The 26,950-nt window shown below is 68.5% G+C and carries 24 protein-coding genes and 2 pseudogenes; 13 read left to right on the top strand and 13 right to left on the bottom strand.

Translation table 11 applies throughout. From position 1 onward, the window contains the following. Nucleotides 1-49: 49 nt before the first annotated feature. A pseudogene (locus JHN45_RS20830) lies at nt 50-1,175 on the bottom strand (LacI family DNA-binding transcriptional regulator). A gap of 227 nt (nt 1,176-1,402) precedes the next feature. Between JHN45_RS20830 and JHN45_RS20835 the strand changes: the two are divergent. The 5 genes from JHN45_RS20835 to JHN45_RS20855 all read left to right on the top strand — a co-directional run bounded on the left by JHN45_RS20835 (nt 1,403) and on the right by JHN45_RS20855 (nt 5,909). Further along, nucleotides 1,403-2,560: a Gfo/Idh/MocA family protein gene (locus JHN45_RS20835; protein ID WP_201050003.1), complete on the top strand. Its 1,158-nt coding sequence runs from the start codon at nt 1,403-1,405 to the stop codon at nt 2,558-2,560. After that, on the top strand, nt 2,557-3,708 hold the full coding sequence (locus JHN45_RS20840; RefSeq protein ID WP_201050004.1) for a dihydrodipicolinate synthase family protein: 1,152 nt from the start codon (nt 2,557-2,559) through the stop codon (nt 3,706-3,708). The genes JHN45_RS20835 and JHN45_RS20840 overlap by 4 nt, the downstream gene beginning before the upstream one ends. Before the next feature lie 35 nt (nt 3,709-3,743). Further along, entirely contained in the window at nt 3,744-4,544 is an 801-nt protein-coding gene (locus JHN45_RS20845) for a sugar phosphate isomerase/epimerase (RefSeq protein ID WP_201050029.1), read from the top strand. 159 nt (nt 4,545-4,703) lie between these two features. Next, complete coding sequence (locus JHN45_RS20850) at nt 4,704-5,228, top strand: RICIN domain-containing protein (RefSeq protein ID WP_200711961.1); 525 nt, start codon at nt 4,704-4,706, stop codon at nt 5,226-5,228. 324 nt (nt 5,229-5,552) lie between these two features. Further along, nucleotides 5,553-5,909 carry a hypothetical protein gene (locus JHN45_RS20855; RefSeq protein ID WP_201050005.1) on the top strand — a complete coding sequence of 119 codons (357 nt, stop codon included), beginning with the start codon at nt 5,553-5,555 and terminating at the stop codon, nt 5,907-5,909. A gap of 123 nt (nt 5,910-6,032) precedes the next feature. Here the strand turns inward: JHN45_RS20855 and JHN45_RS54070 are convergent, their stop codons facing one another. From JHN45_RS54070 to JHN45_RS20885, 6 genes are all read right to left on the bottom strand, one after another. Further along, the gene (locus JHN45_RS54070; protein ID WP_201050006.1) at nt 6,033-6,413 is read right to left on the bottom strand and encodes a DUF937 domain-containing protein; all 381 of its coding nucleotides are present in this window, start codon (nt 6,411-6,413) and stop codon (nt 6,033-6,035) included. 253 nt (nt 6,414-6,666) lie between these two features. Then, nucleotides 6,667-7,056 carry a D-ribose pyranase gene (rbsD, locus tag JHN45_RS20865; RefSeq protein WP_201050007.1) on the bottom strand — a complete coding sequence of 130 codons (390 nt, stop codon included), beginning with the start codon at nt 7,054-7,056 and terminating at the stop codon, nt 6,667-6,669. Beyond that, entirely contained in the window at nt 7,053-7,955 is a 903-nt protein-coding gene (locus JHN45_RS20870; RefSeq protein WP_201050008.1) for a ribokinase, read from the bottom strand. The genes rbsD and JHN45_RS20870 overlap by 4 nt, the downstream gene beginning before the upstream one ends. Before the next feature lie 47 nt (nt 7,956-8,002). Further along, nucleotides 8,003-9,961 (bottom strand): substrate-binding domain-containing protein, encoded by a 1,959-nt coding sequence (locus tag JHN45_RS20875; RefSeq protein ID WP_201050009.1) that lies wholly within the window; start codon nt 9,959-9,961, stop codon nt 8,003-8,005. Further along, on the bottom strand, nt 9,951-11,528 hold the full coding sequence (locus tag JHN45_RS20880) for a sugar ABC transporter ATP-binding protein (protein ID WP_201050010.1): 1,578 nt from the start codon (nt 11,526-11,528) through the stop codon (nt 9,951-9,953). Before JHN45_RS20880 ends, JHN45_RS20875 begins: the two co-directional genes overlap by 11 nt. Then, nucleotides 11,525-12,571, bottom strand: coding sequence for a LacI family DNA-binding transcriptional regulator (locus JHN45_RS20885; RefSeq protein ID WP_201050011.1), 1,047 nt, complete (start codon nt 12,569-12,571; stop codon nt 11,525-11,527). The genes JHN45_RS20880 and JHN45_RS20885 overlap by 4 nt, the downstream gene beginning before the upstream one ends. A 716-nt stretch (nt 12,572-13,287) precedes the next feature. Here JHN45_RS20885 and JHN45_RS53050 point away from each other — a divergent pair. The 3 genes and pseudogenes from JHN45_RS53050 (at nt 13,288) to JHN45_RS20895 (ending at nt 14,371) form a co-directional block, all read left to right on the top strand. Next, the gene (locus JHN45_RS53050) at nt 13,288-13,569 is read left to right on the top strand and encodes a hypothetical protein (protein WP_236583883.1); all 282 of its coding nucleotides are present in this window, start codon (nt 13,288-13,290) and stop codon (nt 13,567-13,569) included. A 237-nt stretch (nt 13,570-13,806) separates the two neighbouring features. Then, nucleotides 13,807-14,177 (top strand): annotated as a pseudogene (locus JHN45_RS53055) (Scr1 family TA system antitoxin-like transcriptional regulator); the annotation flags it as partial. Nucleotides 14,178-14,185: 8 nt separating this feature from the next. Then, nucleotides 14,186-14,371, top strand: coding sequence for a DUF397 domain-containing protein (locus tag JHN45_RS20895; protein WP_201050030.1), 186 nt, complete (start codon nt 14,186-14,188; stop codon nt 14,369-14,371). A gap of 20 nt (nt 14,372-14,391) precedes the next feature. Here JHN45_RS20895 and JHN45_RS20900 read toward each other — a convergent pair whose 3' ends face one another. From JHN45_RS20900 to JHN45_RS20910, 3 genes are read right to left on the bottom strand one after another with little or no spacing between them, the layout of a single operon-like run. Then, complete coding sequence (locus tag JHN45_RS20900; RefSeq protein ID WP_201050012.1) at nt 14,392-15,240, bottom strand: helix-turn-helix transcriptional regulator; 849 nt, start codon at nt 15,238-15,240, stop codon at nt 14,392-14,394. 15 nt (nt 15,241-15,255) lie between these two features. Continuing rightward, entirely contained in the window at nt 15,256-15,771 is a 516-nt protein-coding gene (locus tag JHN45_RS20905) for a DUF6879 family protein (protein ID WP_200711952.1), read from the bottom strand. Further along, nucleotides 15,743-15,997: a hypothetical protein gene (locus JHN45_RS20910; protein WP_200711951.1), complete on the bottom strand. Its 255-nt coding sequence runs from the start codon at nt 15,995-15,997 to the stop codon at nt 15,743-15,745. The genes JHN45_RS20905 and JHN45_RS20910 overlap by 29 nt, the downstream gene beginning before the upstream one ends. 190 nt (nt 15,998-16,187) lie before the next feature. Here JHN45_RS20910 and tgmA point away from each other — a divergent pair, with 190 nt between their 5' ends. From tgmA to JHN45_RS20935, 5 genes are all read left to right on the top strand, one after another. Beyond that, on the top strand, nt 16,188-16,445 hold the full coding sequence (gene tgmA, locus JHN45_RS20915; RefSeq protein WP_201050013.1) for a putative ATP-grasp-modified RiPP: 258 nt from the start codon (nt 16,188-16,190) through the stop codon (nt 16,443-16,445). Between the two features lie 5 nt (nt 16,446-16,450). Further along, nucleotides 16,451-17,419 (top strand): ATP-grasp ribosomal peptide maturase, encoded by a 969-nt coding sequence (gene tgmB, locus JHN45_RS20920; RefSeq protein ID WP_201050014.1) that lies wholly within the window; start codon nt 16,451-16,453, stop codon nt 17,417-17,419. Continuing rightward, nucleotides 17,419-18,594: an ATP-grasp peptide maturase system methyltransferase gene (gene tgmC / locus JHN45_RS20925; protein WP_201050015.1), complete on the top strand. Its 1,176-nt coding sequence runs from the start codon at nt 17,419-17,421 to the stop codon at nt 18,592-18,594. Before tgmB ends, tgmC begins: the two co-directional genes overlap by 1 nt. 33 nt (nt 18,595-18,627) lie before the next feature. Continuing rightward, nucleotides 18,628-20,913, top strand: a complete 2,286-nt coding sequence (locus tag JHN45_RS20930) for an ATP-dependent RecD-like DNA helicase (protein WP_201050016.1) — start codon at nt 18,628-18,630, stop codon at nt 20,911-20,913. A gap of 180 nt (nt 20,914-21,093) precedes the next feature. Next, the gene (locus JHN45_RS20935; RefSeq protein ID WP_093626980.1) at nt 21,094-22,383 is read left to right on the top strand and encodes a citrate synthase; all 1,290 of its coding nucleotides are present in this window, start codon (nt 21,094-21,096) and stop codon (nt 22,381-22,383) included. Nucleotides 22,384-23,268: 885 nt separating this feature from the next. Here JHN45_RS20935 and JHN45_RS20940 read toward each other — a convergent pair. From JHN45_RS20940 to JHN45_RS20950, 3 genes are all read right to left on the bottom strand, one after another. Next, a complete protein-coding gene (locus JHN45_RS20940; protein WP_201050017.1) occupies nt 23,269-25,527 on the bottom strand; it encodes a cation-translocating P-type ATPase in 2,259 nt (752 codons plus the stop codon). A 98-nt stretch (nt 25,528-25,625) separates the two neighbouring features. Further along, nucleotides 25,626-25,865 (bottom strand): heavy-metal-associated domain-containing protein, encoded by a 240-nt coding sequence (locus JHN45_RS20945; RefSeq protein WP_200711945.1) that lies wholly within the window; start codon nt 25,863-25,865, stop codon nt 25,626-25,628. Nucleotides 25,866-25,948: 83 nt separating this feature from the next. Beyond that, nucleotides 25,949-26,899: a PrsW family intramembrane metalloprotease gene (locus JHN45_RS20950; protein WP_201050018.1), complete on the bottom strand. Its 951-nt coding sequence runs from the start codon at nt 26,897-26,899 to the stop codon at nt 25,949-25,951. Between the last annotated feature and the right edge of the window lie 51 nt (nt 26,900-26,950).

Genomic DNA, 26,950 nt, shown 5'->3' on the forward strand with positions numbered 1-26,950 from the left:
AAGTGACACACTTTTTTGGAGCAGGTCCCCTCTGGAGGCGCCGGCGGCGCTACTTCCGGGGCACCCCCGAAGACCCCCGCACCATCAACTCCCCGCGAACCGTGGCGATCCCGCCCGGCGGCGGCTCCTCGCGCCCCATCGCGATCCGTCCGGCCCGCGCGCCCGCCTCCGACAGCGGCAACCGCACCGTCGTAAGAGAAGGCACCGCGTCCACGCTGAACGGGAGATCGTCGAAGCCGGCGACCGAGACGTCCTCCGGGATGCGGCGGCCGGATTCGCGCAGGGCCGCGCACGCGCCCACCGCGACGGAGTCGTTCGCCGCGACCACGGCCGTCAAGCCGCGACCACGGCCGACGACCGCCGGTCCGGCTACGAGGCGACGCTCGAACTCCTGCGCCGCGACCACGGCGTCGACGGCCGTGGTCGCGGCGCAGGAGTTCGAGCGTCGCCTCGTAGCCGGACCGGCGGTCGTAGCGGCCGTGCACGGTCCACCGCGGGTCCTCCGCGATGCCGTGCGCGGCCAGCGCCTCGCGGTGGCCCTCCAGGCGGTGCCGGGTCGTGGTCCGTTCCTCCGGGCCCGCGATGTAGCCGAGGCGGCGGTGGCCGAGGCCGATGAGGTGCTCGGTCAGTTCACGGCCGCCCCCGCGGTTGTCGAAGGTCAGCGCGAACGCCCCCGTGTCCGGCGCCGGCGGGCGCCCGCACAGCACCACGCGCGTCCCGGCCTCCCCGAGCTTCCGCAGCTTCGCCGCGACGGCGGCCGCGTGCGGCGCGTTCTCCATGGCGCCACCGGTCAGGACGACGGCCGCCGCCCGCTGCCGCTGCAGCAGGGTCAGATACGTCAGCTCGCGCTCCGGAGAGCCCCCTGTGTTGCACACCACAGCCAGCCGCTCCCCGCCCGCACGTCCGCCGGGCCCCCCGATCTCCGCCTGGATCGCGCTCGCCATGATCCCGAAGAAGGGGTCGGCGATGTCGTTGACCAGGATGCCGACGAGGTCGGAGGTGGCCGCCGCGAGCGCGCTCGCGGGACCGTTGAGGACGTAGTCCAGCTCGTCGACCGCGCGCAGCACCCGCTCGCGGGTGGTGGCCGCGACCGGGTAGTTGCCGTTCAGTACGCGCGACACCGTCGCGGGGGAGACCTGGGCGCGGGCCGCCACGTCCGCCAGGGTCACCGTCATGTCGTTCGTCCTCCGGTCGCGCATCTTGTCGTACGCCGTTGTGCATAGGTTGCTCAAAGGAAGCCCCCGTCCGAGCAGACGATAAGGCCATACACCCCTGTCGTTCGCCCCCTCGAACAACTCGACCCCATCACGGTCTTGTACAGACCTATGTGCAAAGGCTAGCTTCTGCATATATAGAAAGCGCTTGCTGCGTTGTTGAGACGTATGCGGACGAAGGGGAACACGTGACACGCAAGACGGTGCGTATCGCCATGAACGGCGTGACCGGGCGAATGGGCTACCGACAGCACCTCGTCCGCTCGATCCTCGCACTGCGAGAGCAGGGTGGTCTAGACCTCGGCGACGGAACCGTGCTGTGGCCCGAACCGATCCTCGTCGGCCGCCGCGAGCACGCGCTGAAGGCGCTTGCCGAGCAGCACGGGCTCGACCCGGCGAACGTCTCCACGGACGTCGACGCGGTCCTCGCCGACCCGACCGTCGAGATCTACTTCGACGCCCAGGTCACCTCGGCCCGCGAGGAGGCGCTCAAGAAGGCGATCGCCGCGGGCAAGCACATCTACACCGAGAAGCCGACCGCGACCGGCCTCGACGGCGCCCTGGAGCTGGCCCGCCTCGCCGACGCGGCCGGCATCAAGCACGGCGTCGTCCAGGACAAGCTGTTCCTCCCGGGCCTGCTCAAGCTCAAGCGCCTCATCGACGGCGGCTTCTTCGGCCGGATCCTCTCCATCCGGGGCGAGTTCGGCTACTGGGTCTTCGAGGGCGACTGGCAGGCCGCCCAGCGCCCGTCGTGGAACTACCGCTCGGAGGACGGCGGCGGCATCGTCGTCGACATGTTCCCGCACTGGGAGTACGTCCTCCACGAGCTGTTCGGCCGCGTCAAGTCCGTCCAGGCCATCGCCACCACCCACATCCCGCAGCGCTGGGACGAGAACGGCAAGCCCTACGACGCCACCGCCGACGACGCCGCCTACGGCATCTTCGAACTCGACAGCGGAGCCATCGCCCAGATCAACTCCTCCTGGGCCGTCCGCGTCAACCGCGACGAACTCGTCGAGTTCCAGGTCGACGGCACGGAGGGTTCGGCGGTCGCGGGTCTGCGCAACTGCCGTGCCCAGCACCGCAGTTCCACCCCCAAGCCGGTGTGGAACCCCGACATCCCCGCCACCGAGGTCTTCCGCGACCAGTGGCAGGAGGTCCCCGACAACGCCGACTTCGACAACGGCTTCAAGGCGCAGTGGGAGCTCTTCCTCCGCCACGTCTACGCCGACGCCCCCTACCACTGGGACCTGCTGGCCGGCGCCCGCGGCGTCCAGCTCGCCGAGCTGGGCCTGAAGTCGTCCGCCGAGGGCCGCCGCCTCGACGTCCCGGAGATCTCGCTGTGACCATCCAACTCCCGGACACATCAGGGGCCTTGACGGCGTACGAGCCCCGCTCCGAACCCCTCGCCGTCACCTCCGGCACCCCCTTCACCTCTCGTACGGTGTTCTCGGCGGCGCACGTCGTCGCGGACCCGTTCGCCGACACCAGCCCCGACTCGCCCGCCGCCGTCGACTGGGACGCCACCCTCGCCTTCCGCCGCCACCTCTGGTCCCACGGCCTCGGTGTCGCCGAGGCGATGGACACCGCCCAGCGCGGCATGGGCCTGGACTGGGCGGGCGCGAGCGAGCTGATCCGCCGAAGTTCCGCAGAGGCCAAGGCAGTTGGCGGCCGTATCGCCTGCGGTGTCGGCACCGACCAGATCACCGGCGGCACCCTGGCCGACGTACAGGCCGCGTACGAGGAGCAGTTGGCCCTCGTCGAGGAGTCGGGCGCGCAGGCCATCCTGATGGCCTCGCGGGCGCTCGCGGCCGTCGCGAAGGGCCCCGAGGACTACCTCGAGGTCTACGGCCATCTCCTCCGCCAGGCCACCGAACCCGTCGTCCTGCACTGGCTGGGCCCGATGTTCGACCCGGCGCTGGAAGGCTACTGGGGCTCGTCGAACCTCGACACGGCCACCGACACGTTCCTCGAAGTCATCGCGGCCCACCCCGACAAGGTGGACGGCATCAAGGTGTCGCTCCTGGAGGCTCAGCGGGAGATCGACATCCGGCGCCGACTGCCCCAGGGCGTCCGCTGCTACACAGGCGACGACTTCAACTACCCCGAGCTGATCGCGGGCGACGACCAGGGCTTCAGTCACGCCCTGCTCGGCATCTTCGACCCGCTCGGCCCGCTGGCGGCGGAGGCGGTCCGCGTCCTGGACACCGGGAACACTGCAGGCTTCCGCGAACTCCTTGACCCCACCGTCGAGTTGTCCCGCCACCTCTTCCAGACCCCGACCCGCTTCTACAAGACGGGCGTGGTCTTCCTGGCCTGGCTCGCGGGCCACCAGTCGCACTTCACTATGGTCGGCGGCCTCCAATCCGCCCGCTCCCTCCCGCACTTCGCCCACGCCTACCGACTCGCCGACGGCCTGGGCCTGTTCCCCGACCCGAAGCTCGCGGAGGAACGGATGAAGAACCTGCTGTCCCTGTACGGAGTGACCCAGTGAGCGCCGCCGACCTCTCCCGCTTCTCCATCAACCAGATGACGGTGAAGCAGCTGAGCATGCCCGAACTGGTCGACGCCTGCCTGGAGTTGGGCGTCCCCGGCGTCGGCCTGTGGCGCGAGCCGGTCCAGTCGTACGGCCTGGACGCCACCGCGAAGCTGGTCCGCGACGCGGGCCTCACGGTGACAACGTTGTGCAGGGGCGGCTTCTTCACGGCGCTCGACCCGGCCGAACGCGCCGCCGCCCTGGACGACAACCGCAAGGCGGTCGACGAGGCCGCCACGCTGGGCACGGACACCCTCGTCCTGGTGTCGGGCGGTCTCCCGGCCGGCTCCAAGGATCTGCACGGCGCGCGCGAGCGGATCGCCGACGCGCTGGGCGAGTTGGGGCCCTACGCCGAGGAGCGGGGCGTACGGCTGGCCATCGAGCCGCTGCACCCCATGTTCGCCTCCGACCGCTGCGTGGTCTCCACGCTCACCCAGGCCCTCGACCTCGCCGAGCGCTTCCCTGCGCAGCAGGTCGGCGTCACGGTCGACACGTACCACATCTGGTGGGACGACCAGGCTCCGGCGCAGATCGCCAGGGCGGGCGCGGGCGGCCGTATCCACACCTTCCAACTCGCCGACTGGACCACCCCGTTGCCCGAGGGCGTCCTCAACGGACGCGGACAGATCGGGGACGGCGCGATCGACATGCGGGAGTGGAAGTCGTACGTCGAGGCCGCCGGATACACCGGCCCGATCGAGGTCGAGCTGTTCAACGACGGCCTGTGGGCACGGGACGGCCGCGAGGTCCTGGCGGAGACGGCGGCGCGGTTCGTGGAACACACGGCGGACTGACGGGTCCGTGGCCTGCCCCGCTCCGCTCCGGCGGGGTGGGGCGGTTCCGTTGGCCGGAACGGGGCGGGACAGGCCACTCGCGGCACGTACACACTGCCCGCGGACGGTCCGGCATCGCGGGGGCACGGAGCCGTCGCGGCCGTCCGACGGGGGGATGAGATGGCCGTTTCCAGTATCTGCAGACGCGCGGGGGCGCTCCTGGCGCTCCTGGCGGTCGTGGTGATCGGCGGCGCGGGCACCGCCAGCGCCCAACCGGCCGGTTCGGCGCTGGCCGGCGCGTACTTCAAGGTGGTCAACCAGAACAGCGGCAAGTGCCTGGACGTCAGGCGCGAGGACCCCAAACCGCTGGCCGGGGTCCAGCAGTACAGGTGCACCGGAACGGACAACCAGCTGTGGACGGCGGTGTCCACCGGCGACGGCTACTCCTACCTGGTGAGCAAGGAAAGCGGCCTGTGCATGCAGCCCTTCCTGTTCACCGTCACCGTGGTGAACACCTGCAGCGGAGCGACCGGCCAGCAGTGGCGGGCGGTACCCGCCGGGTTCGAGTGGAACGAGCTCCGGTCGCGGCTCCTCGACCAGCAGTGCCTGTGGGTGGTGAGCTCCAGCGTGGCCGATTCCGTGGCGACCAGACTGGCGGCCTGTGACGGCAGCGCCGCCCAGCATTGGCAGTTCGTCACCGTCTGAGAGTTCTGCCCCGCATCGGAGATTCGTCCGGCGGGGCAGTTTCATGTCCGGCGGCGGAATGTGAGAGTCGCCTTCACACAGGTCTCTTTAATAAATGCAGATCACGGCGTGTGTAATGGCCGCAATTCCTGTGACTGAGCTGTCGATTCTTCTTTTTCGGAGCCTTCCGGAACCGTATCTCCCCAGGTCGTGTCTATAGGATCGTGCTCGCCGCGAGGCCGGGAGAAATCCCGGAAACGCGGTGGGCCGGGCTTTCTCTCGCATGAGAGAAGTCTGAGAGCCGCATAAGAGAAGTAATTCTCGGAATCGAACAAGGAGTTATCTGTGAACGTGCGTATCGCCGCCGTCTCCCTGGCTTCCGCCGCGCTCGTCGCCGCCGGTGCCACCGCCGCCGTCGCCGCGCCCGCCCCGGCGCCGAGCATCACGCTCAAGGCCAACCGCACCACCGTGAAGCTCGGCGACGTGGTGACCTTCACCGGCAAGTCCGCCGGTCTGAAGGAGGGCTCCAAGGTGACCCTCCAGGTCAAGTCCGGCGCGAGCTGGAAGTCCCTGCCCGTGACCGCCAAGGTCAACCACAGCGCCTACAAGCTGACCGACAAGTTCCAGAAGAAGGGCGTCTCGGTCCTGCGCGTCAAGGACGGAGCCACCGTCTCCAAGGCGGTCTCGGTCACCGTCCGCTGACGTCGGCCGCCCCGCGCCGAAACACCCCTGAAGTACCCCTGAGCCCTGCCCCACCCCGTCCGATCCGGGGTGGGGCAGGAGGTCAGGAGTATGCCGTACCCGCCCGGCCCGCACCCGCAGGGCCTACTTCTTCTTCGCCGCCCGCTTCGTCAGCACCGTCAGCACCACCGGGATCAGCATCTCGACGACCCGGGCCACGGTCGCCGGCGGCAGGCCCGTCTTCTTGGCCACCGCGTCCGCCACCGGCTTGGCCGCCTTGGCCAGCACCCCGGCCATCAGCCCACCGGTCGCGAAACCGCCCAGCGTGGCCACGCCCTGGAGCGGAGCCTCCTGGGGTGTCTCGACGGTCGCCGCCTCGCCGGACAGTGCCGAGACCGTCGTACCGACGACCTCCCTGGCGCCCGCCTCGTCCGTCCCCAGCAGGCCCGCGATCTCCTGGACCTTGTCGCCGCCCAGTTCGTCGAGGACGGCGCCCTGGAAGGCCGTAGCAGAGTCTTCGCTCATGCCTGAAACGCTACGTCTGCCCCGATTCATCGGCACCTGGAGACCGGCCGGCAGCCGTCCGGAAGCCGTTTTGAAAAATTCTCAAGACGGCGTACAACCCTCCCCGCAGTCCGCGGGTCCTACTTGGCATCAGGACTCTTGGAGGGGGATCTGGGGGGATCTTGAGGGGTCCTGATGTTGGAGGGGAATAGCCGAGGGGGCTTGGTCGACGGACCGGGCCCCCTCGAATGTGTCCCGGCCCGGCCCCCTGGTTTCAGAAGAACACCCCGCACCGCAGCAGCACATTCGCGTACGGCCGCGCCTCGCCCGTCCTGACGATCAGCCGCGCGCCCGCCGACAGCTCCTTGAGCTGCTCGTGGGAGACGAGGTCCAGGTCGGGGAAGCGCGCGTCGAGGAGGGCGGTGGCGGCCCGGTTGGCGCCGCGTATCTCACGTGCCGCCGTCGCGCCCTCCACCACCAGCTCGGCCAGCAGCCCGTCCAGCACCTCCGCGAAGGACGGCACCCCGGCCCGGAACGCCAGGTCCACCACCCGGGGCCCGGCCGGGATCGGCATCCCGGCGTCGCACACCAGCACCCCGTCCCCGTGCCCCAACTCGGCCAGCGCACCGGAGAGATGACGGTTGAGGATTCCTGCCTTCTTCACAGCGCGGCGACCTCGTCCGCCGTCGGGAAGGACTCCTGCGCGCCCTTCCTGGTGACGGCCACCGCCCCGACCCGCGCCGCGTACGCCGCGGCCTCGGCGAGGGACGAACCCGTACCCAGCTTCCAGGCCAGCGCTGCCGTGAAGGCATCGCCCGCGCCCGTCGTGTCCACGGCGTCCACCTTCACGGACGGCACCCGGGTGACCCCGTCCTTGGAGGCCACCAGCGCGCCCTCCGCACCCAGCGTCACGACGACCGAACGCGGCCCCTTCGCCAGCAGGATCCGCGCCCAGTCCTCGGGCCGTTCGCTCACACACGCGTCCCCGAGGATCACCCGCGCCTCGTGCTCGTTGACGATCAACGGGTCGCAGGCGGCCAGGACTTCGGAGGGGATTGGCCGGGGCGGCGACGGGTTCAGCACGAACCGGCTGTCGGGCGCCAGACTCCGTACGACCTCCACGACCGTCTCCAGCGGGATCTCCAGCTGTACGGAGACCACGCGGGAGGCGTGGAAGAGGCAGGCGGCGGCCTGGATGTCGACCGGGAACAGCTTCCCGTTGGCCCCCGGTGACACGACGATGCTGTTGTCGCCGGACGGATCCACCGTGATCAGCGCGACCCCGGTCGGCGCCCCGCCCACCAGCACGCCCACCGTGTCGACCCCGGCCGCCCGCTGCGAGTCGAGCAGCAGCCTGCCGTACGCGTCGTCGCCGACCCGGGCCAGCAGGACCGTACTGGCACCCAGCCGGGCGGCCGCGACCGCCTGGTTGGCGCCCTTGCCGCCGGGGTGCACGGCCAGGTCGGAACCGAGGACCGTCTCGCCGGCGCCCGGCCGCCGCTCGACGTCGATCACGAGATCGGCGTTGGCCGATCCGACGACCAGGAGGTCGTAGTCGTACATGAAGTGACTCCCCACAGTGGTGACTTGGTGTGGTGACCGGTCCGCTGTCAGCCGGTGAAACCGGCGACGTTCTCCTGGGTGACCACCTTCACGGGCACCTTCACCGTCGTCTCCACCTTCTTGCCCTGAGCCGCGCGCAGCGCGTTGTCCACGGCGATTTTGCCCAACTGGCTCGGCTGCTGCGCCACGGACGCGTACAGCGTCCCTTGCTTCACGGCGGTCAGCCCGTCGGGCGTGCCGTCGAAGCCTACGACCGAGACGGACTTGCCCGCCTTGGAACCGAGCGCCTTGATGGCGCCGAGGGCCATCTCGTCGTTGGCCGCGATGACGCCCTGGACGTCGGGGTGGGCCTGGAGCAGGTTCGACATCACGTCGAGGCCCTTGGTGCGGTCGAAGTCGGCGGGCTGCTGGGCGAGAACCTGGATGCCGGGGTAGGCCTTCAGCCCCTTGGCGAAGCCCTCGGCCCGCTCGCGCGCCGCCGAAGTACCCGCCTGGCCCTGGAGGATGACGATCTTGCCGGTGCCGCCCAGCTTTTCGGCGACGGTCTTGGCGGCGAGTTCACCACCGGCGATGTTGTCGGAGGCGACGAGGGTGTCCACGGCCGCCTTGTTGACGCCCCGGTCGACCGCGATCACCGGGATCTTCGCCTTGTCGGCGGCCTTCACGGAGTTGCTCGCCGCGTCCGAGTCCACCGGGTTGACGATGATCGCGCCGTAGTTCGAACTGGTGAAGTTCTGCAGCTGGTTGGCCTGCTGCGAGGCGTCGTTCTGCGCGTCGGTGACGGTCAGGTCCAGGCCCAGCTTCTTCGCCTCGGCCTGCGCACCGGCCCGGATCTGCACGAAGAACGGGTTGTTGAGCGTGGAGAGGGAGAGGCCGAGCTTGGGCTTGGACGACGTGGAGGAGTCGTTGTGCAGGAAGGAGGTCGCACCGACGATCGCGACGGTGACGACGGCGGCGAGGGCGTAGGTCGTCGCCTGCTTGCCCTTGCCGCCACCAACACCGGCTCCAGTGACGGGAGTTGCGCCCGCCTTGCGGCGCACGGTGTCGAGGAGGACGGCGAGCGCGATGACGACACCGATGACGACCTGCTGCCAGAAGGCCGATACCGAAAGGAGGTTGAGGCCGTTGCGCAGCACCGCGAGGATCAGCGCGCCGATGAGCGTGCCGGACGCCTTGCCGGTGCCGCCCGCGAGGGAGGCGCCGCCGATGACGACAGCGGCGATCGCGTCCAACTCGTAGCCGTCGGCGGCCTGCGGCTGCGCCGAGGAGAGCCGGGAGGCGAGGACGATGCCCGCGGCGGCGGCGAACACGCCGGACAGGGCGTAGATCGCGAGCTTCTGCTTGGAGACCCGCAGCCCCGAGAGCCGCGCGGCCTCTTCGTTGCCGCCGATCGCGTACATGGACCGCCCGATGTACGTCCGCCCGAGGATGAACGCGGCGATCAGCCCCATCACGATCATCACCAGGACCGGCACCGGCAGCCAGCCGCCCAGCGTGTCACCGAGGTGCGAGACCGAGTCGGGGAAGGCGATCGGCGAGCCCTGCGAGATCACCAGCGAAAGCCCGCGCGCCACCGACAGCATCGCCAACGTCGCGATGAACGGCGGGAGTTTGCCGTAGGCGATGAGGAAGCCGTTGACGAGACCGGCCGCGATGCCGGTGGCGATCGCGAGGATCACCGCGAGGAAGACGGGGACACCGTGCTGCGTGGCGCTCCAGGCCAGCACGGTGGCGGAGAGGGCGGCCACCGAACCGACCGACAGGTCGATACCCGCCGAGACGATCACGAAGGTGACACCGAACGCGAGGATGGCGGTCACGGCCGCCTGGACACCGACGTTGAGGAGGTTGTCGGTGGTGAGGAAGTCGCCGGAGAGCGCCGACATGGCGATGACGAGGACGATGAGCGCGGTCAACGCGCCGTTGTCGAGCAGGAGTCGGCGGATCCCGGAGGCGCCACTCGCGCCCGTCGCGCCCGGCGTGCTCTTGAGCGTGTCAGTGGCCACGGTGGTCCTCCACAGCGGTAGGTGCATCAGCGGTGGTCGCTGGAGCGGTAGTTGCTTGGGTTGATGTGCCGGGTGTGCCGGGTGTGCTGACGGCGAGTGCCATCACGGAGTCCTGCGTGGCCTGTTCGGCGGAGAGTTCGCCGGCGATGCGCCCCTGGGCCATGACCAGCACCCGGTCGCTCATGCCGAGGACTTCGGGCAGATCGCTGGAGATCATGAGAACGGCGGCGCCGGCGGCCGTGAGTTCATTGATGAGTTGATAGATCTCGACCTTGGCGCCGACGTCGATCCCGCGCGTCGGCTCGTCGAGGATCAGCACCTTGGTGTCGGCCAGCAGCCACTTGCCGATGACGACCTTCTGCTGGTTGCCGCCGGACAACGTCCGCACCTGCTGCCCGAGTCCCGCCATCCGTACGCCCAGTTGCTCGGCGATCCGCGCGGCCGCGACCCGCTGCCCCTTGAGGTCGACGAGCCCGCCGTGGGTCGCGGCCCGCATGGTGACGAGCCCGAGGTTCTCCTCCACCGACTGGTCGAGAACGAGCCCCTGCCCCTTGCGGTCCTCGGGCACGAGCCCGATCCCCGCGGTCATGGCCGCGTTGACGTCATGCCCGCGCAACGCGGAGCCGCCGACCTTCACGGTCCCCTGGTCGTACGGGTCGGCCCCGAAGACAGCCCGTACGACTTCGGTACGACCCGCCCCGACGAGCCCGGCGATCCCGACGACCTCCCCGGCCCGCACCTCGAAGCCGATGTCGTGGAAGACACCGTCCCGGGTGAGCCCCTCGACGGAGAGCAACGCACCGCCGGTGTCGGCCCGTTGACGCGGATACTGCTGCTCGATGGACCGCCCGACCATGAGCCGTACGAGCTCGTCCTCGGAGGTGGAGGCAGGCACCTGCCCCACACTCTTCCCGTCCCGGATGACGGTGACGCGGTCACCAAGGGCGGCGATTTCCTCAAGATGATGGGTGATAAAGACGATCCCGACCCCGTCGGCGCGCAGTTGACGCACGATGGAGAACAGCTTCTCGACCTCTTCGGAGGTCAGCACGGCGGTGGGCTCATCCATGATCAGCACACGCGCGTGGAGACTCAGCGCCTTGGCGATCTCGACCATCTGGAGCCGGGCGATACCGAGTTCACGGACGCGAGCACGCGGAGACACGTTCACGCCGACGCGCTCCAGCAGCACGGCGGCGTCGGCCTCCATCCGCTTCCGGTCGATCATCCCGAACCGGCGCGGCTGCCGCCCGAGAAAGATGTTCTCGGCGACCGTCAGATCGGGAACGAGGTTGAACTCCTGGTAGATGGTGGCGATCCCGAGGTGCGCGGAGTCCTGCGCGCTGTGGATGCGCACCTCCTCGCCACCGGCCAGGATGCGACCGCCGTCGGGACGGTAGGCACCGGAGAGCATCTTGATGAGGGTGCTCTTGCCGGCGCCGTTCTCACCGAGCAGCACATGGACCTCGCCCCGGCGCAGATCGAAGTCGACGCCGTCCAGCGCGACGACACCGGGGAAGGTCTTGCGGATGCCCTCGATGCGCAGCAACTCGTCGTCGTTGCTCACGACTTGCTCCTTCGAACGGTTTCAACACTTCCAACAGGGGGTTGCGCGGGGCCCGGTTCACCGCACGAGCGGCGCACGACCAGCCGGGCGGGAAGGGTGACGGACTCCGGCACCCGCCCCTCGATCCGGTCGACGAGGGCGCGCACGGCGGCCCGCCCCAACTCGGGGGTCGGCTGGGCGATCGCGGTGATCGGCGGATCGGTGTGCACGAACCACCGGATGTCGTCGAACGCGGCCAGCGCGAGATCCTCGGGAACCCGCAACCCACGCGCGCGTACGGCGTCCAGGGCGCCGAGCGCCATCAGGTTGTCGGTGGCGAAGACGACCTCGGGCGGCTCGGTCAGATCGAGAAACCCGTCAGTCACCCGCCGCCCGCTCTCGGCCTGGAAGTCGCCCTGCCCGATGTATTCGTCGGGGAGCGGAATCCCGTACTCGGCGAGCGCGTCCCGGAAGGCGGCGACGCGCTCACTGCCGGTGGTCGTGGCGGCGGGGCCGGCGATGATGGCGAGCCTGCGATGCCCGAGCCGGTGCAGATGCGCGACGAGATCCCGGATCGCGGCGCGACCGTCGGCCCGCACGACGGGCACGTCGAGCCCCGGGATCCACCGGTCCACGAACACCATGGGGGTCCCGGCACGGGCGGCGTCCAGCATGCCCGGGGAGCCGCCGTCGGTCGGGGACACGAGCAGTCCGTCGATACGACGGTCCAGCAGCGTCCGCACGTGGTGGTCCTGGAGCTCCGGCCGCTCGTCGGCGTTGCCGATGATGACGCTGTACCCGAGGGCGCGGGCCTCCTCCTCGACGGAGCGGGCCAGCTCGGTGAAGTAAGGGTTCAGCACATCGCTGATGACCAGCCCGAGGGTGCGGGTCTGATCGGTGCGCAGCGACCGGGCGACGGCGTTCGGACGGTAGTCCAGCGTCTCGACGGCGGCCAGCACGCGGGTACGTGCGTCGTCACTGACCGACGGATGATCATTCAGCACCCGCGACACCGTGGCCACGGAGACCCCGGCCTCGGCGGCGACGTCCTTGATGCTCGCCATCGCCGTTCCACCTCCTCGTGGAATCGATTACACGGAGGATTGGAATCGATTACATGGGAGTTAACAAGGGGGTGTGACCGGATTGTGATGTGGGGGGCGTCCCTGTGCCTTTGGCAGAGGGAAACGGAGGTGCGTCGGGCCGGCGGCCCCGGCGGCATGGCGGGGTGGCCGACCTGCTGTGGGATGACGTGAAGTGCTTCTTCGACCCGGATCTGATGGGGTCGCTGCCGGACGTGCGGATGTGGCCGACTGCAACCAGTGTCACGCCGGGTGTCATGACTCGCCCAAGTAGCAGTGAGCAGCGGGCGAGTTGGGGCCTGCCCTCGTACGTTGGGGGTGGGCCCCTCTTGTCAGGAAGGATCACCGCATGTCATTGGCTGAGTCCTGGGACAGGTGCGCGGTCGGGAGTGAGCCACGCGGAATTGTGAACACCAAGGGCGATACGACCTGGCTGAACTGGACCCAGTACGCCGATCACGGGCCGGACGAGAGCGTTCTGGGTCCCGTGGCCGGACGCCGTGTACTGGAACTCGGGTCGGGGAGCGGGAGCAATCTGGCCCATCTGGTGACCCTGGGTGCAAGCGGTCTCGGAGTGGACGTAGCACCCACCCGCGAGGCGGTCGCGCAAGGAACGCTGGAGTGGTCTGCCGGGCCTTGAGTTCCGTACTGCGGAGGCGACGGCGTTCCTGAACGACACCGACGAGAGGTTCGATGTCGTGCTCTCGATCTTCGGTGCCGTGTGGTTCGTCGATCCGGACACGCTGCTGCCACTGATCCGGTCCCGCATGACGTCGGGCGGCACCCTGGCGTTCTCACACCTCCCCGCGGATGGCCAAGCCCTACGACCAGGCACGGCGGGAATGCGGCACGATCACAGTCCGGGTGCTTGGGAGTGCCTCCTCACCGGCCACGGATTCGCCGACGTGTCGGTGTCCTTGATCGATCCACCGGAGGGCGCGGCTGAAGGCACGATGCTCGTTCGCGCGGTGGCTGTCTAACGCGAACGACACGGCACTTTGACGGATAGGGGAGTGCCTGTCCAGCCGTGCAGACTCAGATTGAGAGTCGGAGCAGGGCTGTCGTGTGCTGGGGTGTGACTGGTCGTGGCCGGTCGCGGGGTCTTCGAAGTCGGGCAGTGCGCGGGGACCTTCGCCAGCAGGAGTGTGCAGCTCGGAAAGTATGACACTTTGCGCTGCAATGTCACTCTTCGTGCAGGATGGTCCCCTCTGGGAGGACGCCAGCAGGTCGTCATCCCGCACGAGGTTGTCATTCACGAGGCTGCGCTGCGTTTCAGGGTCAGTGACCGCGCCACCACAAGGGCCCAACTCCGCCAGCTTCTTGAGCTTTCCGAAGCGGATCACGTCACCCTGCGTGTCGTTCCTTTCGACCTGGACGACTTCGCCAAAGCCTCAAGCACGATGACGTATGTGGCGGCCCGCTGTCGAAGCTGGACACCGTGGTCCGTGATGCGCCCCATGGCTCGGTCCTCATCGACTCCGAGGCTCAGCTCACTACCTACCGAACAAGCTTCCGTAGAGTGGAGGCCGCGTCACTCGAACCCGAACGGTCGCGCGGATTCATCCACAAGCTGGAGAAAGAGCTGTGAGGCAACGCATGGACAACTGGCGGAAGTCGTCCTACTCCGGCGAGGGCGACGGCAACAGTTGCGTGGAGATCGCGAACACCCCGACCCGCATAGCGGTTCGCGACACGAAAACCCCCTTCAGCGCCACCCTCACCTTCCTGGCCCCCGCCTTCACCGCCTTCGTCGAAGCGCTGAAGCGGCACCCCCACCGCTGACTTCCCGGACCTCGTCCGATTCACTCCAAGGACGACAACGCACCCGCTATCAGAGAACGCGCCGCCGCACCCCTCGCGGCCCCTTGAGAGAGCCGTTCAAATGCTCGGGTGTACAGCTCGACCTGGCTCGGCCGGGTGAGAGCGGAAGCGGCATCCAGCGAGTCCGCGTGCACCCTGCTGTCGTCGAAGATCGTGAACGTGGGCATGGGCCACACAGTCCGTTGCGCTGAGAACGGGACGATGCCCACCGCGACGTTCTGGAGATCCATGACCCCGAGTAGATGGCCGAGCTGCGCCGCCATGGTCTCGGCGCTGCAGAGCCGGTATCGCAACACCGACTCCTCCAGTACGAACGAGAACCGCCGGGAGCCGTTGCTCAGCACGGCGTTGCGTCTCATGCGGGCCGCCACCGCAGCGCTCACGTCGTCCGGAGTCCCCCGGAAGTCCGCGATGGAGGACAGGAGTGCGGTGGCGTATCCGGGTGTCTGGAGGAATCCGGGGACGACATCGGACACGTAGACGCGGAACATCCTGGTCTGTTGGTAGAGGCCGACCACGGACTCCTGAAGGAGACGGAGACCGCTGCGCTGGAGCCGCCTCCACTCCACATGGGCGTCGGTGGACTGCCTGTTCGCCGCGATCAGATCAGGGGCCTGAGCCTCAGCGGCGCAGGCCCGGCACCACGCAGAGATGTCCGCGTCGGAGGGAGGAGTCCTGGCGTTCTCGATCCGGGACGACTTCGACTCCGACCAGCCGCACCTGACAGCCAGTTCCCGGCCGCTGATCCCGGCATCCTTCCGAATATCGCGCAGACGGCCGGCGAGGCCTTCGCGTGCCTTCTGGACGTTGGAAGAGGGATGCGGGGGCATGGAACTGGCTTTCCGTCAGATCTTGTACAGGTGGTGAGGTATCGCGCGCTCCCAGACCGTCTCGAAGGCGGTCGAGCACAGTTTCACGGCCTCCGGGTCTGCTGTGAACTCGTCCTCGACCACCACTCCGTCACCAGAGAAGTGGTGCACCCGGAGCAGCGCGCCATCGAACAGCCAGAAGTCGTTTCCGGGAAGAGGGATGTTCGTGGCCCGCCGTCGTGGCAGCCACCGAACCTCCTCACCTGCCGTGACATTGGCCTGCGTGACGTAGTGCTCCCAGCGGATGTACTCCGACACGGGTTCGGAGACCACCCGTGCGCGGCGGATCGTAATGCCGCGGGCAGCCGCGTCCGTGATCGACTGGTAGAAGGGATGCCACCAGGCTTCGCGGTCCGCCCAGTTGATCCGCTCACCCCGCTTCCACGCCTCGAACCGCTCCGTCGAGGCGTAGGAGTCGCGCAGCTCCAGATGGAAGGCGGACCGCTCGCACCGGCCAAGCAGCTCAGCGAAGCCGGGCACGCTCGACGGCATCACACGCCTCCCTGATCATCGGGATCATCCGAGCCGGAATCCTGACGATGGCCTCGCTGCCCGGCACCCCGCCGTTCGCGGGGCTGCTCGTCTCGCACTCCGCCTGAGTCTCGCTGCTCGGCTTCCACCCCTGCAACAAGATCTCCTGCGCTTCCGCGTCCACCCACACCGTGGGGCAGTGGTCCAGGTCGGTGTCGGGGTCGATTCCGACGAACTCTACGGCCATGCTCGGCTCCCGGGTTCGAGTGCTTGCTGTGACTTGCACCAGCTTTGCTGAACTGCGGATACAGCGTCAATGGCGCCGTCAGCCATGCCAATTGACGTGCAAGTCGATGCAAGTTCGTGGAGTACCGCGCCCACGACTTCGTACGGTCGGCACATCCACATGGAACGGCGTTCGGCACTGGAGGAACACCATGCAGACCGCAGCGCGGACAGCAGCTCACCGTCCTTGGGGTCTCCGCCGACTCGGGCCGTACCCGAACACGGTGAAAATGCCGTTCACCACGGTCACGGTCGATCCGGACACACAGGCCGGCGTCTTTCGTGACGCCGGCGGTCAGGTCGTCGAGATGGGCAAGCACGGCACCAGTTCCGCCACCTCGACGAGCACCGTCACGAACCTGGACTCGAAGAACGACCAAGGCTCCGACCAGGATTCCCAGCAGGACTGACGCGCATGACCGAGACCGACGGGCCCGTCCTCGTGGCCACCGAACCACTCGACCTGACCGCTGACATGGTGATCGCCGAACTCAACCGCAAGGGTGTCGAGGTGGTCCGCTTCAACCCTGCTGACATCGGCGCCGACTTGACGGTATCGGCCCGGTTCGGATGCCTCCCGGCCCCCGTGGCCGGACAGCTCCGTACCCTGTCGAGAACCGCCGCCCTGGAGCACGCGCGGGCGGTGTACTGGCGTCGTCCCGGCTGGCCCACCTTCGATCACCTGGAGGCCGCAGACGCCCGTTACGCCCTCGCGCAGGTGCGTTACGGGTTGGGCGGCATCCTGTACGCCCTCGACGGTCCCCTGTGGGTGAACCATCCCCACCGGGACGCGGCTGCCGACTACAAGCCCGCCCAACTCGCCGTCGCCCAGCGACTGGGGCTGAGCGTCCCGCCCACCCTGGTCACCAACGACCCTGACACAGCACGCCAGTTCATCGCGGCGCACGGTCCGGTCGTCGCCAAGACGTTGCGATGGACACCGTACGAGCGTGACGGGGTTCCCATGACCTCGTGGGCCGAACCGGTGGTCACCGACGAGATCGACGACACCCTTCGCGCAGCCCCTCACCTGTTCCAGGTCCGTGTAGAGAAGGTCGCCGACCTAAGGGTGTTGGTTGTCGGACGCCGGGTGTTCGGCGTCCGGATCGACTCCTCTCTGTTGGACTGGCGCACGGATTACGACGCACTCTCCTACGCCGTCGTCGGTCTCCCCGACCGCCTGGTGAAGGCGCTGCACGCTGTTCTGGACCACTTCGGGCTCGCCTCCGGATCCTTCGACATCGCCTTGGACGGCGACGGTGCATTCCACTGGTTGGAGTTGAACCCGAACGGCCAATGGGGCTGGCTGGAGGAGAAGACCGGCCTGGGGATGGCCGCCGCATTCGCGGATCTGCTGATCCAAGGAAAACCTGGGAGAACCTGATGGACACCGCCCCTGAGCGCCGTGCACTCGCCGACCGGCTGACGGCGTCCGGTGTGCTGCGACCGGAGTCACCGTGGCGGCCGGCCGTCGAAGAGGTGCCGCGCGAACTCTTCCTGAATCCAGGGGTGTTCCTGCCGACCGACGGCGGACTCTGGCAGCCGGTGACCGCGCTCGGCACGCCCCCGTCGGAGTGGTCCCGGATCGCCTACCGCGACGAGTCGCTGGTCACACAGCTCGACGGCCACCTCACCGCCGACCGGACAACCGGACTCGTGACCGGTGTCCCCACCTCGTCCTCCACCACCCCGACCACGGTCGTCGGAATGCTGGAACAACTCGACGTAGCCGACGACGATTCCGTCCTCGAAATCGGCACCGGTACCGGCTACTCCAGCGCCCTCATGTGCCACCGTCTCGGCGACGACAACGTGACCACGGTCGAGGTCGACCCCCAGGTGGCCGCCCGCGCGGATGCGGCTCTGGAAGTGGCCGGGCACTCCACGTGGACGGTCACCGGTGACGGACTGCTCGGCCATCCGGCCCGATCGCCCTATGACCGTGTCATCGCCACCTGCGCGGTACGGCGTATCCCGTACACCTGGGTACGCCAGACCAGGCCCGGCGGGATCATCCTCGCCACGATCGGCTCCTGGCCGTACGGTACGGGCCTCGCCAAGGTCGCCGTGAACGACGACGGTTCGGCAGAGGGACAGATCATCGGCCGCTCCTCCTTCATGCACGCCCGTGCACAGGCCCTGCCCCCGTTGGCCGGTGACTTGTCGGCTCGCACCGCCTACGCGGACACCGAGCGCCCTGCCAGGATCCCGCCCGTGCTGCTGGGGGAGTGGATGCCCGCCTTCCTGGCCCAACTCGCTGTTCCCGGCGCACAATTCGTTCGCGCAACGGTTGGCGACGGCACCGAGAACCTCTACCTCTTCGACGCCGAGCGGGAGTCGTTCACCGCGTTCACCGAGGACACCGAAGGCTGGACGGTCCGCCAGGGCGGCCCCTTGGCTCTGTGGGACGCGGTCGAGGAGACTCTGACCGCCTGGCGGGACGCCGGGAGCCCCGACATCGCGAGCGTCCGCCTCCACATCACCAAGGAGGCGCACACCTACTGGATCGGCGACCAGCAAGCCCTCCGGTGGGAGCACCCCCTCCACCGACTCCCCTGAGCACTGTCACACCCACCCGCTACCGTCGGACCCATGCCCACCCAGCCGACAACCGCGGGGAACCCCACAAACGAGCGCCGTCTCGCCGTCCTCGAAGGGGTCCTGGAGCGGATCACCTACGCCAACGAGGACAACGGCTACACGGTCGCCCGCGTCGACACCGGCCGCGGCGGCGGAGACCTGCTGACCGTCGTCGGCGCGCTGCTCGGTGCCCAGGCCGGCGAATCCCTCCGGATGGAAGGCCGTTGGGGCTCGCACCCCCAGTACGGCAAGCAGTTCACCGTCGAGAACTACACGACCGTCCTCCCCGCCACCATCCAGGGCATCCGCCGCTACCTCGGCTCCGGCCTCGTCAAGGGCATCGGGCCCGTCTTCGCCGACCGCATCACGCAGCACTTCGGCATGGACACGCTCCAGATCATCGAGGAGGAGCCCAAGCGGCTGATCGAGGTCCCGGGGCTCGGGCCCAAGCGGACCAAGAAGATCGCCGAGGCCTGGGAGGAGCAGAAGGCGATCAAGGAGGTCATGCTCTTCCTCCAGACCGTCGAGGTGTCCACGTCCATCGCCGTGCGCATCTACAAGAAGTACGGCGACGCCTCCATCTCCGTCGTCAAGAACCAGCCGTACCGCCTCGCCTCCGACGTCTGGGGCATCGGCTTCCTCACCGCCGACAAGATCGCCCAGTCCGTCGGGATTCCCCATGACAGTCCGGAGCGCGTCAAGGCGGGGCTGCAGTACGCCCTTTCGCAGGCGACGGACCAGGGCAACTGCTATCTCCCCGAGGAACGGCTCATCGCCGACGCGGTGAAGCTGCTCCAGGTCGACACCGGCCTCGTCATCGAGTGCCTCGCCGAACTCGCCCTCTCCGACGAGGAGTCGGGCGACCCGGGTGTCGTACGCGAAAAACTCCCCGGGCCCGACGGCGACTCCGAACCCGTCACCGCCGTCTACCTCGTCCCCTTCCACCGCGCCGAACTCTCCCTCGCCGCCCAGCTCCGCCGCCTTCTGCACACGCAGGCCGACCGTATGCCCGGCTTCCACGACGTGGCCTGGGACAAGGCGCTGGGCTGGTTGAAGGGGAGGACCGGTGTGGAGCTCGCGCCCGAGCAGGAGGCTGCCGTCCGGCTCGCGCTCACCAAGAAGGTCGCCGTTCTCACCGGCGGCCCCGGCTGCGGGAAGTCCTTCACCGTGCGCTCGATCGTCGAACTCGCCCGCGCCAAGAAGGCCAAGGTCGTCCTCGCCGCCCCAACCGGCCGTGCCGCCAAGCGACTTGCCGAACTCACCGGCGCCGAGGCATCGACCGTTCACCGTCTCCTCGAACTCAAACCCGGGGGCGATGCCGCCTACGACAAGGACCGGCCCCTGGACGCGGACCTCGTCGTGGTCGACGAGGCATCCATGCTCGACCTCCTCCTCGCCAACAAGCTCGTCAAAGCCGTACCCCCGGGGGCACACCTCCTCTTCGTCGGTGACGTGGACCAACTCCCCAGCGTCGGCGCCGGCGAGGTGCTGCGGGACATGCTGACCGAGGGCGGGCCCATCCCCGCCGTACGGCTCACGCGCGTGTTCCGGCAGGCCCAGCAGTCCGGCGTCATCACCAACGCGCACCGGATCAACTCCGGCCAACACCCCGTCACCGACGGCATGAAGGACTTCTTCCTCTTCGTCGAGGACGACACGGAGGAGGTCGGCCGGCTCACCGTGGACGTGGTGGCGCGCCGGATTCCGGCCAAGTTCGGGCTCGACCCGCGCCGGGACGTGCAGGTGCTCGCGCCCATGCACCGGGGACCGGCGGGCGCGGGCAATCTCAACGGGCTGCTGCAGCAGGCGATCACGCCCGGCCGGCCCGACCTCGCCGAGAAGCGGTTCGGCGGGCGGGTGTTCAGAGTCGGCGACAAGGTCACCCAGATCCGCAACAACTACGACAAGGGCGCCAACGGCGTCTTCAACGGCACGGTCGGCGTCGTCACCTCACTCGACCCGGTGGACCAGCGCCTCACCGTGCTGACGGACGAGGACGAGGAGGTTCCGTACGAATTCGATGAACTGGACGAGTTGGCGCACGCGTATGCGGTGACAATTCACCGTTCGCAGGGCAGTGAATATCCGGCCGTCGTGATCCCGGTCACCACGAGCGCGTGGACGATGCTTCAGCGGAACCTGCTGTATACGGCCGTGACCCGGGCGAAACAGCTGGTCGTGCTGGTCGGCTCGCGCAAGGCGATCGGACAGGCCGTGCGTACGGTGTCGGCGGGGCGGCGCTGCACGGCACTGGACTTCCGACTGACCGTAAAAAATGATCGATCAAATGAGTCGTGAAGGTCACACAGCACTTCCTGACAGCGGGGTGGAGGGGGCAGGATGAACAGGTTGACGGCACTCAGTGCCGCCAATAGGCCCAATGGTCGACCCCGAGTGCACTCTCCTGCGCCAAATGGGGGATGGTAGAGACAGTCAGGGCAACCTCGAAGAAGAGGCACAACGTCGGTGAGGGATGACGTGAGCGACAACTCTGTAGTACTGCGGTTCGGCGACGGCGAGTACACCTACCCGGTGATCGACAGCACCGTCGGCGACAAGGGCTTCGACATCGGGAAGCTCCGTGCTCAGACCGGTCTGGTGACGCTGGACAGCGGTTATGGGAACACCGCCGCCTATAAATCCGCCATCACCTACCTCGACGGTGAGCAGGGCATCCTCCGGTACCGCGGCTACCCGATCGAGCAGCTGGCCGAGCGTTCCACGTTCGTGGAGGTCGCCTACCTGCTGATCAACGGCGAGCTGCCGACCGTCGACGAGCTCACCGTGTTCAAGAACGACATCACGCAGCACACCCTGCTGCACGAGGACGTCAAGAACTTCTACAAGGGCTTCCCGCGCGACGCCCACCCGATGGCGATGCTGTCGTCGGTCGTCTCGGCGCTGTCCACCTTCTACCAGGACAGCCACAACCCGTTCGACGAGAAGCAGCGCAACCTCTCCACGATCCGGCTGCTCGCGAAGCTTCCGACGATCGCGGCGTACGCGTACAAGAAGTCGATCGGTCACCCGTTCGTCTACCCGCGCAACGACCTCGGCTACGTCGAGAACTTCCTGCGCATGACCTTCTCGGTCCCCGCCCAGGAGTACGACCTCGACCCGGTCGTCGTCTCCGCGCTCGACAAGCTGCTCATCCTGCACGCCGACCACGAGCAGAACTGTTCGACCTCCACGGTCCGCCTCGTCGGCTCCTCGCAGGCCAACATGTTCGCCTCGATCTCGGCCGGCATCAACGCGCTGTGGGGCCCGCTGCACGGCGGCGCCAACCAGTCGGTCCTGGAGATGCTGGAGGGCATCCAGGCCAACGGCGGCGATGTCGACTCCTTCATCCGCAAGGTGAAGAACAAGGAGGACGGCGTCCGCCTGATGGGCTTCGGCCACCGGGTGTACAAGTCCTTCGACCCGCGCGCCAAGATCATCAAGGCTGCCGCGCACGACGTCCTCTCGGCCCTCGGCAAGTCCGACGAGCTGCTGGACATCGCGCTGAAGCTGGAGGAGCACGCGCTGTCGGACGACTACTTCGTCTCGCGCAACCTCTACCCGAACGTCGACTTCTACACCGGTCTGATCTACCGGGCGATGGGCTTCCCGACCGAGATGTTCACGGTCCTGTTCGCCCTGGGCCGCCTCCCGGGCTGGATCGCCCAGTGGCACGAGATGATCAAGGAGCCCGGTTCGCGTATCGGGCGCCCGCGTCAGATCTACACGGGCGTCGTCGAGCGGGACTTCGTGCCGGTCGAGGGTCGCTGACCACTCCGCCAACAGCTCCGCCGGGTCCGTAGTTCGTCCATTGCGGGTCCGGTGGGGGCTGGTCGCGCAGTTGCTCGCGCCCCTGAAAGCCAAAACCGGCGGTGCTGCAACACGGCGCCCTTTCGACCCCCTCGCCTCAAGCGGCGAGTGAGCCGAAGGGGCGCGTCGTTGTCGAGAGGGCATGGGGGCCCCTCCCGCTCGAGCGAAGCCGAGAGTGGGGGAGCGCGGAGGCCCGCAGGGTCGAGCACGGTCGGCCTCTCGACAACGACTTATGCGCCCCGGAGGCGAACCGAGCCTCAAAAAAAGATGGAAGAAGGCGCCCTGCCGACGGTCCCCCCACGGGCCGGCGTACAGGGCGCCTTCCCATGTCCCGGTGCGGATTCCCCCCACGGGATCCGGCCGGGCGCCTGTGAGAACCAGCGCCTGAATCGCTGTCGTGCCGAAGCTCGATGAAACTGAGCTTCGTCGAACTGAGCAGAACGAGCAAAACTCCTCGTACTACTGGGTGGAGCCAGTGATGTGTGCGATCTGCCGGGACACCGCACGACGGGAGGGCCGCTCAAAGCTCCCCGGTGTACGTGTCCCGGCAACGCATCTCTGAGGAAGTCCCCCAAGACATCCTCAGATGCCAGTTCGCGCCCCCCAAGACGCTTGCTGACATCGTCAACTTAGACCTTCGAACCCCTTCGATGGTTACGTTCACATCACTGTGATCTGCGTCTCTTGCATATGTCCGTTAGATGCGCAAGAGCCCCGATGTCGCGGTCGGGGCCCCAGCGTAAGGATGATGCACGAGCCTTGTGAAGAGCTTATGTGAGGCCGTCGTCGGTCTCTAGAGGGACTCTTACTTCAACTCCCCGTAACTCCCGGTAACTTTGCGGAACTTCAGCGAAATGTCCGGAGTCGCAGGCTGTTGGTGACCACGAACACCGAGGAGAAGGCCATCGCGGCCCCCGCGATCATGGGGTTCAACATGCCCGCCGCGGCCAGCGGAAGTGCCGCGACATTGTATCCAAAAGCCCATACGAGATTGCCCTTGATGGTGCCGAGCGTCCTCCGCGACAGCCGGATCGCGTCCGCGGCCACCCGCAGATCCCCGCGCACCAGCGTCAGATCGCTCGCCTCGATCGCCGCGTCCGTCCCGGTGCCCATCGCGAGCCCCAGGTCGGCGGTGGCGAGCGCGGCGGCGTCGTTGACCCCGTCGCCCACCATCGCGACGGTCCTCCCCTCGCCCTGCAGCCGTCGTACGACGTCGACCTTGTCCTCGGGCAGCACCTCGGCGATGACGTCCCCGGGGGAGATCCCGACGGCGGCGGCCACCGCGTCGGCCACCGCGCGGTTGTCGCCGGTCAGCAGCACCGGGGTGAGCCCGAGGGCCCGCAGCTCGCGCACGGCCTCGGCGCTGGTTTCCTTGACCGCGTCGGCGACCGCGACGACCCCGCGCGCCACTCCGTCCCAGCCGACCACCACGGCCGTACGACCGCGGCTCTCGGCCTCGGAGGCCGCTCGGGCCAACTCCTCGGGGAGGGTGTCGTACAGGCGCCCCACGGCCACCTCACGGCCCTCCACGCGCCCGCGCACGCCACGGCCGGGCACGTTCTCGAAGTGCTCGGCCGGCGGGAGTGTGCCGACCCGCTCCTCCGCGCCCGCCGCCACCGCCCGCGCCACGGGGTGCTCGGAGGCGTGCTCCAGGGCGCCCGCGAGCCGCAGCAGCTCGTGCTCGTCGGTGCCTTCGGCGACGTGGATCTCCTGGAGGGTCATGCGGCCGGTGGTGATCGTGCCGGTCTTGTCGAGGACGACGGTGTCGACGCGGCGGGTGGACTCCAGGACCTCGGGGCCCTTGATCAGGATGCCCAGTTGGGCGCCGCGGCCGGTGCCGACCATGAGGGCGGTCGGGGTGGCCAGGCCCAGTGCGCACGGGCAGGCGATGATCAGCACGGAGACGGCCGCGGTGAACGCGGCGGCCGTGTCGCCGGTGACCGCGAGCCACGTCCCGAACGTGCCGAGCGCGATCAGCAGCACCACCGGCACGAAGATCCCGGAGATCCGGTCGGCGAGCCGCTGCACCTCGGCCTTGCCGTTCTGCGCGTCCTCCACCAGCCGTGCCATGCGCGCGAGTTGGGTGTCCGAACCGACCCGGCTCGCCGCTACGACCAGCCGCCCGCCGGCGTTGACGGTCGCGCCGGTGACCGTGTCACCCGGTGCCACGTCCACCGGTACCGACTCGCCGGTCAGCATCGACGCGTCGACCGCGGAGACGCCCTCGACGACGGTGCCGTCGGTCGCGATCTTCTCCCCGGGGCGTACGACGAAACGGTCCCCGACCTTCAACTCGCCGACCGGGACCCGTACTTCACGTCCGTCCCGCAGAACTGCCACCTCTTTGGCACCCAGTTCGAACAGCGCGCGCAGGGCCGCGCCCGCCCGCCTCTTGGAGCGGGCCTCCAGATAGCGGCCCAGCAGGATCAACGCGACGACTCCGGCGGCCACTTCGAGGTAGATCGTCGAGGCGCCGTCCGTGCGCGAGACGGTGAGACGGAACTCGTCGTGCATGCCGGCCATGCCCGCGTCGCCCCAGAACAGCGCCCACAGCGACCAGCCGAACGCGGCCAGGGTGCCGACCGAGACGAGGGTGTCCATGGTGGCGGCGCCGTGCCGGGCGTTGGTGAACGCGGCCTTGTGGAACGGGAGTCCGCCCCAGACGACGACCGGCGCGGCCAGAGTGAGCGCGAGCCACTGCCAGTTGTCGAACTGCAGGGCCGGAATCATCGAGAGGAGGACCACGGGCGTGGCGAGGAGGGCCGAGACGGTCAACCGCTCGCGCAGGGAGGCGAGTTCGGGATCGTCGTCGTCCTCGGAGGGCTGCGCCTCCGGCTCCGGCGGCGCGGGTTCCTCGGCGGTGTACCCGGTCTTCACCACGGTCGCGATGAGGTCGGCGACCTGGATGCCCGCCGGGTAGCTGACTTTCGCCTTCTCCGTCGCGTAGTTGACGGTGGCGCTGACGCCGTCCATGCGGTTGAGCTTCTTCTCGACGCGGGCCGCGCAGGAGGCGCAGGTCATCCCGCCGATGAGCAACTCGACCTCGGCCGCTTCGGCGGCTTCGGTGACCGGGGCTATACGTGTGTCTGTGGTGGTGCTGGTCATGTCCGGACTCCAGACATCGGACCGGACCGCGCGGAGCCAGTATCAGCTGGTCGGCACGGCCCGGTCGGAGACAACGGAAGTGTGGTGCCGGTGCTGTGTCAGGCCTGGCCGACGAGCTCGAAGCCGGCCTCGTCGACGGCCGCGCGGACGGCCTCGGCGTCGAGCGGGGCGGTGGAGGTGACGGTGACCTCTCCGGTCGACGCGACGGCCTTCACCGAGCTGACGCCGGGCAGCTCGGAGATCTCGCCGGAGACGGAGCCCTCGCAGTGTCCGCAGCTCATCCCGCTCACCTTGTAGACGGTGGTGACGGAACCCTGGGTGTCGGTCTGGGCGCTCATGTCGTTCTCCTCGTGGAGGCGTGTGGAGGCAGCTGGGGTCGGAGTGGCCCACGGTGGCTTGCTCTGAACTTCAGGGTATACCCCTAGGGGGTATTTCTCCAAGAGGGGTCGCGGCGGGCCAGCGACCGCACCCAGCCGATGCCGAGCAGTGCCACGAGCGCCATTCCGCCCACCGAGAACATCGTGAAGAGGTGCTCCTGCTGGCCGGTCGGCCGGGGGATGTATCCCTGGGCGAACAGGTGCCGGTCCAGGCCCGCACCCGACAGCCGGGCCACCAGCCAGATCGCGATGCCGTGCGTCGAGTCCCACAGGGCGTGCAGCACCGAGACGCCGAGATATGTGCCGACGACCGAACCGGTGAAGCGGAAGCGGCCGTTCAGCTGTCGGTAGGAGAGCAGGACCGCACCCGCGACCGCCGTCCACAGGCCGTGCCCGAAAGGGGCGAGGACCCCGCGCAGGATCTCGGTCTCCAGGAGCGCCCGCAGATCGATGCCCTTGGTGGAGACGGCCGCGTTGAAGGCGTACCCGGCGCTCTCCAGGGCCGCGAACCCGAAGCCGACCGTCGCGCCGAGCACCAGTCCCGCGCGGATCCCGTGCAACCGCGGCTGCCGGCGCAGCACGAACATCAGCGCCCCGAGCTTCGCGGCCTCCTCGATCAGCCCGACGCCGACGAACATCCCCAGGGAGGGGTGCAGCAGGTAGTACTCCATCACCGAGGCGCCCAGCACCCCGAGCGTGCCGCCGGTCAGGAAGCAGCCCAGGATCACGCTGACACCCAGGTCGCGCCCGTGCCGCTCGTACGCCCACAGGACGAAGGTCACCGGCACCAGGAAGCTGCCGAGCAGGATCAGCGTCGGCAGCAGGGTGGTGTTCCGCGTCGCGTACGTGACCAGCGCGGTCAGCGCCCACAGCGCAAGACCGCCGCCCAGACAGTGCTTCCACAGGCCGGTGCGGATCTGGGGGTACGTCGGCGGCGGCTGCTGCGGCCCGGGGATGCGGCCCCGGGGCGCGCCGGGCGGCGGAGAGTAGGTCACGGCGAATCCCCTCGTACTCCTACAGGGCAGATTTACCGGCACTTTATGGTA

Source organism: Streptomyces sp. MBT53 (genome assembly GCF_016654115.1).
Taxonomy (GTDB): domain Bacteria; phylum Actinomycetota; class Actinomycetes; order Streptomycetales; family Streptomycetaceae; genus Streptomyces.

What these genes read in the sequence shown, in the direction of transcription:
- JHN45_RS54070 (WP_201050006.1), bottom strand. Translation starts at nt 6,413, where the DNA reads ATGAGCGAAGACTCTGCTACGGCCTTCCAGGGCGCCGTCCTCGACGAA.
- JHN45_RS20845 (WP_201050029.1), top strand. Translation starts at nt 3,744, where the DNA reads ATGACGGTGAAGCAGCTGAGCATGCCCGAACTGGTCGACGCCTGCCTG.
- JHN45_RS20945 (WP_200711945.1), bottom strand. Translation starts at nt 25,865, where the DNA reads ATGAGCGCCCAGACCGACACCCAGGGTTCCGTCACCACCGTCTACAAG.
- JHN45_RS20850 (WP_200711961.1), top strand. Translation starts at nt 4,704, where the DNA reads ATGGCCGTTTCCAGTATCTGCAGACGCGCGGGGGCGCTCCTGGCGCTC.
- JHN45_RS20905 (WP_200711952.1), bottom strand. Translation starts at nt 15,771, where the DNA reads ATGCCGTCGAGCGTGCCCGGCTTCGCTGAGCTGCTTGGCCGGTGCGAG.
- JHN45_RS20940 (WP_201050017.1), bottom strand. Translation starts at nt 25,527, where the DNA reads ATGACCAGCACCACCACAGACACACGTATAGCCCCGGTCACCGAAGCC.
- tgmC (WP_201050015.1), top strand. Translation starts at nt 17,419, where the DNA reads ATGGACACCGCCCCTGAGCGCCGTGCACTCGCCGACCGGCTGACGGCG.
- JHN45_RS20870 (WP_201050008.1), bottom strand. Translation starts at nt 7,955, where the DNA reads ATGTACGACTACGACCTCCTGGTCGTCGGATCGGCCAACGCCGATCTC.
- JHN45_RS20895 (WP_201050030.1), top strand. Translation starts at nt 14,186, where the DNA reads ATGGACAACTGGCGGAAGTCGTCCTACTCCGGCGAGGGCGACGGCAAC.
- JHN45_RS20885 (WP_201050011.1), bottom strand. Translation starts at nt 12,571, where the DNA reads ATGGCGAGCATCAAGGACGTCGCCGCCGAGGCCGGGGTCTCCGTGGCC.
- tgmA (WP_201050013.1), top strand. Translation starts at nt 16,188, where the DNA reads ATGCAGACCGCAGCGCGGACAGCAGCTCACCGTCCTTGGGGTCTCCGC.
- tgmB (WP_201050014.1), top strand. Translation starts at nt 16,451, where the DNA reads ATGACCGAGACCGACGGGCCCGTCCTCGTGGCCACCGAACCACTCGAC.
- JHN45_RS20930 (WP_201050016.1), top strand. Translation starts at nt 18,628, where the DNA reads ATGCCCACCCAGCCGACAACCGCGGGGAACCCCACAAACGAGCGCCGT.
- JHN45_RS20910 (WP_200711951.1), bottom strand. Translation starts at nt 15,997, where the DNA reads ATGGCCGTAGAGTTCGTCGGAATCGACCCCGACACCGACCTGGACCAC.
- JHN45_RS20900 (WP_201050012.1), bottom strand. Translation starts at nt 15,240, where the DNA reads ATGCCCCCGCATCCCTCTTCCAACGTCCAGAAGGCACGCGAAGGCCTC.